General features: G+C 73.7%; 8 protein-coding genes. 4 read left to right on the top strand and 4 right to left on the bottom strand.

Annotated features, from left to right (window positions below; genetic code table 11):
• Positions 1 to 231 precede the first annotated feature (231 nt).
• Both AB4039_RS39600 and AB4039_RS39595 read right to left on the bottom strand, forming a co-directional pair.
• On the bottom strand, positions 232 to 690 hold the full coding sequence (locus AB4039_RS39600; protein WP_266838451.1) for a PaaI family thioesterase: 459 nt from the start codon (positions 688 to 690) through the stop codon (positions 232 to 234).
• Between the two features lie 53 nt (positions 691 to 743).
• Positions 744 to 3,014: an FdhF/YdeP family oxidoreductase gene (locus tag AB4039_RS39595; protein ID WP_266838450.1), complete on the bottom strand. Its 2,271-nt coding sequence runs from the start codon at positions 3,012 to 3,014 to the stop codon at positions 744 to 746.
• Between the two features lie 139 nt (positions 3,015 to 3,153).
• Here AB4039_RS39595 and polA point away from each other — a divergent pair, with 139 nt between their 5' ends.
• The gene (polA, locus tag AB4039_RS39590) at positions 3,154 to 5,874 is read left to right on the top strand and encodes a DNA polymerase I (protein ID WP_442273050.1); all 2,721 of its coding nucleotides are present in this window, start codon (positions 3,154 to 3,156) and stop codon (positions 5,872 to 5,874) included.
• Positions 5,875 to 5,906: 32 nt separating this feature from the next.
• Here the strand turns inward: polA and AB4039_RS39585 are convergent, their stop codons facing one another.
• Complete coding sequence (locus tag AB4039_RS39585; RefSeq protein WP_442273049.1) at positions 5,907 to 6,785, bottom strand: DUF4184 family protein; 879 nt, start codon at positions 6,783 to 6,785, stop codon at positions 5,907 to 5,909.
• Between the two features lie 148 nt (positions 6,786 to 6,933).
• Here AB4039_RS39585 and AB4039_RS39580 point away from each other — a divergent pair, with 148 nt between their 5' ends.
• The 3 genes from AB4039_RS39580 to AB4039_RS39570 all read left to right on the top strand — a co-directional run bounded on the left by AB4039_RS39580 (position 6,934) and on the right by AB4039_RS39570 (position 9,532).
• Positions 6,934 to 8,247: a lytic transglycosylase domain-containing protein gene (locus AB4039_RS39580; RefSeq protein ID WP_442273048.1), complete on the top strand. Its 1,314-nt coding sequence runs from the start codon at positions 6,934 to 6,936 to the stop codon at positions 8,245 to 8,247.
• Between the two features lie 160 nt (positions 8,248 to 8,407).
• Entirely contained in the window at positions 8,408 to 8,548 is a 141-nt protein-coding gene (locus AB4039_RS39575) for an SPW_0924 family protein (protein WP_266838446.1), read from the top strand.
• A gap of 12 nt (positions 8,549 to 8,560) precedes the next feature.
• On the top strand, positions 8,561 to 9,532 hold the full coding sequence (locus AB4039_RS39570) for a DUF3068 domain-containing protein (protein ID WP_442273047.1): 972 nt from the start codon (positions 8,561 to 8,563) through the stop codon (positions 9,530 to 9,532).
• Here AB4039_RS39570 and AB4039_RS39565 read toward each other — a convergent pair.
• On the bottom strand, positions 9,522 to 10,700 hold a 1,179-nt coding region (locus tag AB4039_RS39565), incomplete at its 5' end, for an ATP-dependent helicase C-terminal domain-containing protein (RefSeq protein WP_442273046.1). The genes AB4039_RS39570 and AB4039_RS39565 overlap by 11 nt on opposite strands.

The following is a 10,700-nucleotide window of genomic DNA, read 5'->3' as shown; positions in this document are numbered from 1 at the left end:
CTCGTGCCCTCCCCGGGCTCCACGGGCCCGATGCCGCCGCTCACCGCCGGGGCCCGCCGGTCGGGGCGCCCGCGCGGTGGCGTTCGGCGCGGCCGGGGAGGGGGGCGGCCGGAAGGGCCGTCCGTGTGAGTGTTCGCGCGGTCGTGGCGCCCGGCGGCGCCGGTCCCGATCCCATGCGGGAACGCTAGACCGGCGCCGGTGGCGGCACAACTGCCCGTATCGGCCCTGTTGTTAAGAGTCCGTGTCGCGCAGCAGGCAGGTGAGGCGGGCGGTGCAGACGCGGCGGTCCTGTTCGTCGGAGATGACGATCTCGTAGGTGGCGGTGGAACGGCCCCGGTGGACGGGGGTGGCCACGCCGGTGACCAGGCCGGAGCGGACGCCGCGGTGGTGGGTGCAGTTCAGGTCCACGCCGACGGCGACCTTCTTGATGCCGCCGTGCATCATCGCGCCGACGGAGCCGAGGGTCTCGGCCAGGACGGCGGAGGCGCCGCCGTGCAGGAGTCCGTAGGGCTGGGTGTTGCCCTCGACGGGCATGGTGGCGACGACCCGCTCGGCGGAGGCCTCCAGGATGCGGATGTCCATCCGGATCCCGAGGGCGCCCGCCGAGAACAGCGCGGGCAGGTCTATGCCCAGGGCGGCGTACTCGTCGAGGACTTCCTGCGGGAACTTCACGGCGTGCTGCTCGCCCATGGGCCTGCTCCGTTCGTCAACGATCGTTAACCGATGTGTGCGGTGCCGTTCTATCAGGCCGGTTCGAAGCGCACGACGACGGACTTGCTGGCGGGGGTGTTGCTGGTGTCGGCGGTGGAGTCGAGGGGGACCAGGACGTTGGTCTCGGGGTAGTACGCGGCGGCGCAGCCCCGGGCGGTGGGGTAGTGCACGACGCGGAAGCCGGGGGCGCGGCGTTCGACGCCGTCGTTCCATTCGCTGACGAGGTCGGTGTAGGAGCCGTCGGGCAGGTTCAGCTCGGCGGCGTCGTCGGGGTGGACCATGACGACGCGGCGGCCGCCGGTGATGCCGCGGTAGCGGTCGTCGAGGCCGTAGATGGTGGTGTTGTACTGGTCGTGGCTGCGCAGGGTCTGCAGGAGCAGGCGGCCGGCGGGGACGCGCGGGTACTCGACGGGGGCGGCGGTGAAGTTGGCCTTGCCGGTCTTGGTGGGGAAGCGGCGTTCGTCGCGGGGGGCGTGCGGCAGCCGGAAGCCGCCGGGGTGGGCGACGCGGGCGTTGAAGTCCTCGAAGCCGGGGACGACGCGGGCGATGCGGTCGCGGATGGCGGCGTAGTCGCGTTCGAACTCCTCCCAGGGGGTGGCGGAGGCGTCGCCGAGGACGGCGCGGGCCATGCGGGCCACGATGGCGGGTTCGGAGAGCAGCCGGGGGGAGGCGGGGGCGAGGTTGCCGCGGGAGGCGTGGACCATGCCCATGGAGTCCTCGACCGTGACGAACTGCTTGCCGGTGGCCTGGACGTCCTTGTCGGTGCGGCCGAGGGTGGGCAGGATCAGGGCGCGCCGGCCGGTGACCGCGTGGGAGCGGTTGAGCTTGGTGGAGACGTGCACGGTGAGGGAGGCGCGGCGGACCGCGGCCTCGGTGACGTCGGTGTCGGGGGTGGCGCCGACGAAGTTGCCGCCCATGGCGAAGAAGACCTTGGCCTCGCCGTCGCGCAGGGCCTGGATGGAGCGGACGACGTCGAAGCCGTGGGCGCGCGGCGAGGTGATGGCGAATTCGCGGTCGAGGGCGTCGAGGAAGGCGGGTGCGGGGCGCTCGAAGATCCCCATGGTGCGGTCGCCCTGGACGTTGGAGTGGCCGCGGACGGGGCAGACGCCGGCGCCGGGGCGGCCGATGTCGCCGCGGAGCAGGAGGAGGTTGACGACCTCGCGGATGGTGGCGACGGCGTGCTTGTGCTGGGTGAGGCCCATGGCCCAGCAGACGATGGTGCGCTTCGAGGCCAGGATCATGGCCAGGGCGCGTTCGATCTCGGGGCGGGTGAGGCCGGTGGCGGTGAGGGTCTCGTCCCAGTCGGCCTTGCGGGCGGTGGCGGCGAGCTCCTCGTAGCCGTGGGTGTGCTCGGCGATGAAGGCCTCGTCGGTGGCGCCCTCGGTCTCGATGACGAGCCTGTTGAGGAGCCGGAAGAGGGCCTGGTCCCCGCCGATGCGGATCTGGAGGAAGAGGTCGGTCAGGGCGGTGCCCTTGAGCATGCCGAGGGGGTTCTGGGGGTTCTTGAAGCGTTCGGTGCCGGCCTCGGGCAGCGGGTTCACCGAGATGATCTTCGCGCCGGCGGTCTTGGCCTTCTCCAGGGCGGAGAGCATGCGGGGGTGGTTGGTGCCCGGGTTCTGTCCGGCGACGATGATCAGTTCGGCCTGGTGGAGGTCTTCGAGGGAGACGCTGCCCTTGCCGATGCCGATGGTCTCGTTCAGGGCGGAGCCGGAGGACTCGTGGCACATGTTCGAGCAGTCCGGCAGGTTGTTGGTGCCGAACTCGCGGGCGAAGAGCTGGAAGAGGAACGCCGCCTCGTTGCTGGTGCGGCCGGAGGTGTAGAAGACGGCCTCGTCGGGGGAGGACAGGGCGCGCAGTTCCTCGGCGATGACCTCGAAGGCCCGCTCCCAGCTCACCGGCTCGTAGCGGTCGCCGCCTTCGGGGAGGTACATCGGTTCGGTGATGCGGCCCTGCTGGCCCAGCCAGTACCCGGAGCGGGTCGCGAGGTCGGCGAGGGGGTGCTCGGCGAAGAACGCCGGGGTGACCCGGCGCAGCGTGGCCTCCTCGGCCACGGCCTTGGCGCCGTTCTCGCAGAACTCGGCGGTGTGCCGCTTGTCACCCTCGGGCCAGGCGCAGCCGGGGCAGTCGAACCCGTCCTTCTGGTTGACCTTGAGGAGGGTGCGGGCGGTGCGGGTCAGGCCCATCTGCGCGTGCGCGATCTTGAGGGTGTGTCCGATCGCCGGGAGGCCGGCGGCCGCGTGCTGGGGCGGGGTGACCTGGGGTGCGTCCTGCACGGGGTCGCCTGTGGGCGGCTTGGTCGCCATCGCGCTCTCCTTCGAGCGTACGTACGGACGCGGCACGTGCTGCAGCGTCGCCAGATCCTTGCACGGGCGAGGGGGGAAGGGGATGGGCGGCCGGTCACCCGCGCCGGAATTGTCGGTGGGGAGCCCTAGGATCGGGGGCGTGGCAGATTCAGCATCGAAGAAGACCGACCAGCCGACCGCAGCGGACCGCCCCCGCCTCATGCTCATGGACGGGCACTCCCTGGCGTACCGGGCGTTCTTCGCGCTGCCCGCGGAGAACTTCACGACCGCGACGGGCCAGCCGACCAACGCCATCTACGGCTTCGCGTCGATGCTGGCGAACACGCTGCGCGACGAGGCGCCCACGCACTTCGCGGTGGCGTTCGACGTGTCCCGCAAGACGTGGCGCTCGACGGAGTACCCCGAGTACAAGGCGAACCGTTCCAAGACCCCCGACGAGTTCAAGGGGCAGGTCGAGCTGATCGGCGAGCTGCTCGACGCGATGAAGGTGCCGCGGTTCGCGGTCGACGGCTTCGAGGCCGACGACGTGATCGCGACGCTCGCCACCCAGGCCGAGGCCGCGGGCTTCGACGTGCTGATCGTCACCGGCGACCGGGACTCCTTCCAGCTGGTGTCCGAGCGCACCACCGTGCTGTACCCGACCAAGGGCGTCTCCGAGCTGACCCGGTTCACCCCGGAGAAGGTCGAGGAGAAGTACGGTCTCACCCCGCAGCAGTACCCGGACTTCGCGGCGCTGCGCGGCGACCCGTCCGACAACCTGCCCGGCATCCCGGGCGTCGGCGAGAGGACCGCCGCGAAGTGGATCACCCAGTTCGGGTCGTTCGCGGAGCTGGTGGAGCGCGCCGACGAGGTCAAGGGCAAGGCCGGGCAGAACTTCCGGGACCACCTGGAGGCCGTGAAGCTCAACCGGGTCCTGACCGAGATGGTCAAGGACGTGGAGCTGCCGAAGACCCCCGTCGACCTGGAGCGCGCCCCCTACGACCGGTCCGCGGTCACCGGGGTGCTGGACGTGCTGGAGATCCGCAACGCCTCGCTGCGCGAGCGGCTGCTGGCCGTGGACCCGGGCGCGGCCGAGGAGGAGGCACCCGCTCCGGCGGCCGGGGTCGAGCTGGACGGGTCCGTGCTGGGCGCCGGCGAGCTCGCGCCGTGGCTCGCGGCGCACGCCGACGGCCCGCTCGGCGTCTCCACCGTCGACAGCTGGGGCCTGGGCCAGGGCAACGTCTCCGAGATCGCGCTGGCCGCGGCCGGCGGGGCGGCCGCCTGGTTCGACCCGTCCGCCCTGGACGAGGCCGACGACAAGGCCTTCGCCGCCTGGGCCGCCGACGCGGACCGCCCCAAGGTCGTGCACAACGCCAAGGGCCTGATGCGGGTCTTCCCGGAGCACGGCTGGGCCCTGGCCGGGGTCACCATGGACACCGCGCTCGCCGCGTACCTGGTCAAGCCGGGCCGGCGGTCCTTCGCGCTGGACGTGCTGTCCGTCGAGTACCTGGGCCGCGAGCTCCAGCCCCCGGCGGCCGACGGCCAGCTGGCCTTCGGCGCCGACGAGACCGCCGAGGCCGACGCCCTGATGGCGCAGGCCCGCGCCGTCCTCGACCTCGGTGACGCCTTCACCGCGAAGCTGCCCGAGGTCGGCGCCGTCGAGCTGCTCCACGAGATGGAGCTGCCCACCTCGCAGCTGCTGGCCCGGCTGGAGCGGGCGGGCATCGCCGCCGACCGCGACCACCTGGAGGGCATGGAGCAGCAGTTCGCCGCGGCCGTGCAGCAGGCGGTGAAGGAGGCGCACGCGACGGTGGGCCACGAGTTCAACCTCGGCTCGCCCAAGCAGCTCCAGGAGGTGTTCTTCGGCGAGCTGGACCTGCCGAAGACGAAGAAGACGAAGACCGGCTACACGACGGACGCGGACGCGCTCGCCTGGCTGGCCACGCAGACCGACCACGAACTCCCGGTGATCATGCTCCGGCACCGGGAGCAGGCCAAGCTGCGCGTCACCGTGGAGGGCCTGGTCAAGGCGATCGCCGCCGACGGCCGGGTGCACACCAGCTTCAGCCAGACCGTCGCCGCGACCGGACGGCTCTCCTCCACCGACCCCAACCTGCAGAACGTGCCGGTGCGCACCGACGAGGGCCGCGCCATCCGCCGCGGCTTCGTCGTCGGCGAGGGCTTCGAGTCCCTGATGACGGCCGACTACAGCCAGATCGAGCTGCGCGTCATGGCCCACCTCTCCGAGGACGAGGGCCTCATCGAGGCGTTCCTGTCGGGCGAGGACCTGCACACCACCGTCGCCTCCCAGGTGTTCGGGGTGGAGCGCTCCGCCGTCGACGCCGAGATGCGCCGCAAGATCAAGGCCATGTCCTACGGTCTGGCGTACGGGCTGTCCGCCTTCGGTCTCGCCCAGCAGCTGAACATCGAGCCCGCCGAGGCGCGCGGTCTCATGGACACCTTCTTCGAGCGGTTCGGCGGGGTGCGCGACTACCTCCAGCGCGTGGTGGACGAGGCCCGGGCGACCGGGTACACGGCGACCGTGTTCGGGCGCCGCCGCTACCTGCCCGACCTCAACAGCGACAACCGCCAGCGCCGCGAGGCCGCCGAGCGGATGGCGCTCAACGCCCCCATCCAGGGCACCGCCGCCGACATCGTCAAGGTCGCCATGCTGCGCGTGGACAAGGCCCTGGCCGAGGCCGGGCTGACCTCGCGGATGCTGCTCCAGGTCCACGACGAAATCGTGCTGGAGATCGCCCCCGGCGAGCGCGAGCGGGTCGAGGAGCTGGTGCGCCGCGAGATGGCCGCCGCCGTCGAACTGCGGGCTCCGCTCGACGTGTCCGTGGGCGTCGGCACGGACTGGGAGTCCGCCGCGCACTGACCCGTCGTGGCCGCGTCGGCGCCCGTCCCCGCCTAGGCGGTGGGGACGGGCRTCCGCGCGTCCGGGCCGGTGCGGTCGCCGTCCTCCCGGCCGCGGCCGCGGTGGCGGTCGCGGCGCTGCAGGAGGCGGACGAGGACCCCGTAGAGCAGCAGTCCGACGGCCAGGCCGCCGCCCGCGCCGAAACAGACGGTCGGGATGATGTCGAGCGGCGTGCGGATCCGGTCGAAGAACGTGAAGAAGCGCAGCACCCGCAGCGTGACCCCCACCGCCACGCACACGGCCACCAGCGCGGACGCCCACAGCGTCACCGCGCGGCCGAGCACCGGCACCGACGGCGGCACGGGCGCGGCCGGCAGCCGGCGCAGCGCGGTCGCGGTGAACCAGAGCAGCACACCGGCGGCGATCGCCGAAGTGCCGTACTGGACGAAGGAGTAGAGGGGCAGGCCGAAGGCGAAGGGTTCGCCCAGCCGCGGCAGCGCGTTCGTCCCCCAGCGGTCCGGGTGCGTGAAGCTGTCCCACACCACGTGGGTGAGCGAGCCGGTCACCGCCGACAGGTAGAACCACAGCGCCAGCGCGGGCGGTCGGCGCTCCCGCCAGGACGCGCCGCGTACGAACGCGTACGCCCTGCCCCGCCAGCCCCGCGGCAGCAGCGCCACCAGCGGCTCGCGCAACAGGAGCCAGCACCCGGCGAGGACGGCCGTCAGGGCGGCGTCCACGGTGAGCACGCCCGGCAGCGAATGCGCGAACGTGCCGTAGCCCATGAGGCCCTGGACGACGGCGTCCGCGAAGAAGAAGGTGTCCGGCGCGAAGGACCCCAGCACCAGGGCCGAGGCCACGAGCGGCCCCCGGGCCCGGCCGGTCCGGCGGATGGCCGGAAGTACCGCGGCCGCATGGCTGAGAGTGAACGGCATGACGCGTCTCCTGGGTCCCGGTCGTCGGGACAGTATGCGTGACCTGCGCAGGGACGTGGGGATCCGGTGAATTTCCGGGCCGCATTGCGTGCCGTGTGCAGGGAGTTGACGTAGGGTCACGCGGACGTCTAGGGGAGGGGTCCCGCTCATGTCGGCACGAATAGTCGGACGCGGCCTGCGCAGGGGTGCGGCCGCCGCTCTGGTCTCGGCTCTGGCCGCCGCCGCGATGACGGCCTCGCAGGGCCCGGCCGCCGGGCTCGCGGACCGGCTGGCCGCGGCCGGGGAGGCCGCCGGCGCGCAGTCCCTTCCGGTGGCGGGCGGCTCGGGCGGTTCCGGGGGCGACTCCTCCTACTTCACCGAACTCCCGCCGCTGCTCAGCCCGCAGCCCCCGGCCGTGCTGCTGCCGGAGGGCGAGCAGGCGGCCTCCCGGCCCACCCCCGATCCGGCGCCTGACGCCGCGGCCGGTCCGGTGTCCTTGCAGGCCGTGCTGCAGGGGGGGTCGGAGGGCGCGCAGGGGATCCCCGCGAGCGTGCTCGCCGCGTACCGGGGGGCCGAGCAGAAGGTGGGGGAGAGCGACCCCGGCTGCGGGCTGCGCTGGCAGCTGCTCGCGGCGATCGGCAAGGTCGAGTCGGGCCAGGCGCGCGGCGGGCAGGTCGACGCCGCCGGAACCACGCTGCGGCCCATCCTGGGGCCGGTGCTCGACGGCAACGGCTTCGCGAACATCTCCGACACGGACGGCGGGGCCTACGACGGCGACGCCCGGTACGACCGGGCCGTCGGACCGATGCAGTTCATCCCGTCCACCTGGGCGGCCTGGGGGCAGGACGCGAACGGCGACGGACGGCGCGACCCGAACAACGTCCACGACGCGGCCCTGGCGGCCGGCCGCTACCTGTGCGCGGGGAGCCGTGACCTGCGGACCGGCGCGGGCCTGGACCGGGCGGTGCTCTCCTACAACCAGTCCGGCGAGTACCTGAGGACGGTGCGGTCCTGGTACGCGTACTACCTCCAGGGCACGCACGAGGTCCCGGACGCGGGTGGTTCCGGCGGCGGTGGCGGTGGCGGCACGGGGGCCGGTGGCGGGGGCGGTACGGGTACGGGCACGGGGCAGCCGACGGGCCCGAAGCCGACGCCCACCCCCACGCCGACTCCTACCCCCACCCCGAGCCCGACGCCGAAGCCGACGCCTACACCGGCTCCTACCCCGACGCCGAAGCCCACGCCGACGCCTACACCGACGCCGACTCCTACCCCGACGCCTACCCCGACGCCTACCCCGACGCCGACGCCGACGCCGACTCCTACCCCGACGCCGACTCCTACCCCGACCCCGACCTCGACCCCCACGCCGACCCCCAAGCCCACCCCCTCCGCGTCGGCTTCCCCCTCGGCGACGCCCTCGGCCCCGGCCTCGCCCAAGGCGAGCCCCACCCCGAGCGCGCTCCCCTCGCGAACCCCGTAGGGCCCGCCTCCCGCCGCCCGCCGTGGGCCACAGGCCCGTCCCGCCTGCCGCCCGGGCGGGACGGGCCTTCTTCCGGTGCAGTTCCAGACGGTTCTCATCTCGCCCCCGCGTTGCTACGGTACGCCTCCCTGACGCCCCATCAGATAACGGAGGCCCCGGCATGCGCGCACTCGTCGCCGCCGCCATCGGGCTGGCCGCCGCGCTGGCCCTCGTCCTCGCCGTCACGGCGTTCGGGGCGCCGGAGGGCACGACCTCCCCCAAGCCCCTGCTCACCACCGCGCCCGCCGCGCCCGGAAAGTAGAGGAGGCCGGCCGTGCGACGCAGAGCGAGTCTCGTCCTGCTTGCCCTCGCCGTGTTCTGCGCAGCCCTCGCACCGCTGCTGCGCTGGTACGCGTACCCCAGGCTCGCCAAGATCCCGCCGGGCCAGTACCAGGAGATGGTCCTGGAGGCCAAGGACGCGACCCTCCTCGACTACGCGGGCGGCATGCAGCCGAAGAAGGTCGACAAGGTCACCATCGTCCAGACCCTCAAGGGCAACGTCGAGGCGTCCCGGGAGGTCGAGGCCGACGCGGGCAAGGACGTCGTCGTCTGGGACACCCTGACCTACATCATCGGGCCGGACGGCAAGATGGTCTCCCGGATCCCCGAGCGCTACCTCTTCGACGCCCACACCCAGGACCCGGTGCACGCGACCGGCGAGATGGTCGACGGGGACCCGGTCAAGCGCGAGGGCATCGAGTTCAAGTGGCCGTTCTTCACCGAACCCCGCGACTACCTCTACTTCGACGCGCAGACCCGCACCTCCTCACCGATCCACTACGTCGGACCGCGTACCTACCGGGGCATGGAGGTCTACTACTTCGAGCAGACCGTCCCCTGGACCAAGGTGCCCATGCCGAAGAAGATGCCCATCGAGGGCATCGACCCGGCGACGATCGAGCAGGCCACCGGCACCACCCTCTGGTACACGGTCAAGGCCCGCTTCTGGGTCGACCCGGTCACCGGCGCCCCCGTCAACGCCGAGCAGGACATCCAGCAGGAGATGCGCGGCGGCATCGCGGCGAGCGCACCAGAAGGCAGGCTCACCGCCTTCGCCGGGCACGTCACGATCCGGCCCGACTACGCGAAGTACACCTTCGATCTGGTCGCCTCGAACCGTACGAAGGTCCTCGCGCTCCACACGTACGCCCCGGCCGGCCTCGCGGCGGCCGGCCTGGCCCTGCTCGCCGCGGCCCTCTGGCTGGAGGCCCGCGGCCGCGGGCGGGAGGACGGGGTCAGCGCCTGAGCCGGGCGTTGGTGTGCCGGGTCGGCTCCGCGGTCGCCGGGTCCTCGGGCCACGGGTGCCTGGGGTAGCGGCCGCGCAGCTCGGCGCGGACCGCCCGGTAGCCGCCCTGCCAGAAGGAGGCCAGGTCGGCCGTGACGGCGGCGGGCCGCCCGGCCGGCGACAGCAGGTGGACCAGGACCGGCACCCCGGCCACGCGCGGGGTCTCGGCCAGCCCGAACAGCTCCTGGAGCTTGACCGCGAGGACGGGCTGCTCGGCCGCGTAGTCCACGCGGATCCGGGAACCGCTGGGCACCTCGATCCGCTCCGGGGCCAGCTCGTCGAGCCGGGCGGCCTCGCCGGTGGCCCACGGCAGCAGCCGGTTCAGGGCCTGGCCCGCGTCGATCCGGGCCAGGTCGGCGCGGCGGCGGGCCCGCGACAGCTCCGGCTCCAGCCAGTCGTCGGCCCGCTCCAGCAGCGCCGCGTCGTCGGCCACGTCGGGCCACGCGCCGCCCAGGGTGCGGTGCAGGAACCCGAGGCGGGCCCGCAGCGCCGACGCGTCCGGGGACCAGTGCAACACGCCCAGGCCCTCCGCGTGCAGCCCGTCGAGCAGGGCGGCCCGGACCGCTGCCGGGTCGGGGTCGCGCAGAGGGCGTGAGGCCAGCTCGATCGCACCGAGCCGGGTGACGCGGCGGGCCACGAGGTCCCCGTCCTCCCAGCGCACCTCCTCGCCCCCGGTCCGCAGGTGGGCGGCGGCGGCCAGGGCGGTGTCCTCGTCGATGACGGCGGCGAGGCGGACGCGGGCGGAAGCGGAGTGCGGGGCCCGGTCGGCGACGGCGACCGCCAGCCAGGGCGCGCCGCGCAGCCCCGACCCCTCGCCGGTCTCGGCCCCGGTCCCGGAGGCCATGAGGAACCCCCCGCCCCCCTTGGCCCGTGCCACCCGCTCGGGGAACGCCAGCGCGGCGACGAGCCCGGCGGCGGCGTCCGTCCCGGCCTCGCCGGCGACGGGGGCGCGGAGGTCCGGGGGCGCAGCCCCCGAAGGGGTCCGGGGCCGATCCCCGGCTCCGGGAAGGCGCGGGGTGGGGGAGACGCCCCGCGCGGTGGCGTCCGGGACGCCCGGTCCGGCCGCGCCCGCCGGGGCGGAGGTCCCGCGGCTCGCCGGGGACACCGCACGCTCCAGCCGGCGGACCTC

This window comes from Streptomyces sp. M-16 (genome assembly GCF_052114405.1).
Taxonomy (GTDB): domain Bacteria; phylum Actinomycetota; class Actinomycetes; order Streptomycetales; family Streptomycetaceae; genus Streptomyces.
The sequence above is the reverse complement of the archived record's forward strand: the minus strand, read 5'-3'. Positions and strand labels throughout refer to the sequence as shown.

Excerpts from the sequence above, each read along its gene's own strand:
- AB4039_RS39600 (WP_266838451.1), bottom strand. The coding sequence starts at position 690 with ATGGGCGAGCAGCACGCCGTGAAGTTCCCGCAGGAAGTCCTCGACGAG.
- AB4039_RS39595 (WP_266838450.1), bottom strand. The coding sequence starts at position 3,014 with ATGGCGACCAAGCCGCCCACAGGCGACCCCGTGCAGGACGCACCCCAG.
- AB4039_RS39575 (WP_266838446.1), top strand. The coding sequence starts at position 8,408 with ATGCGCGCACTCGTCGCCGCCGCCATCGGGCTGGCCGCCGCGCTGGCC.
- AB4039_RS39580 (WP_442273048.1), top strand. The coding sequence starts at position 6,934 with ATGTCGGCACGAATAGTCGGACGCGGCCTGCGCAGGGGTGCGGCCGCC.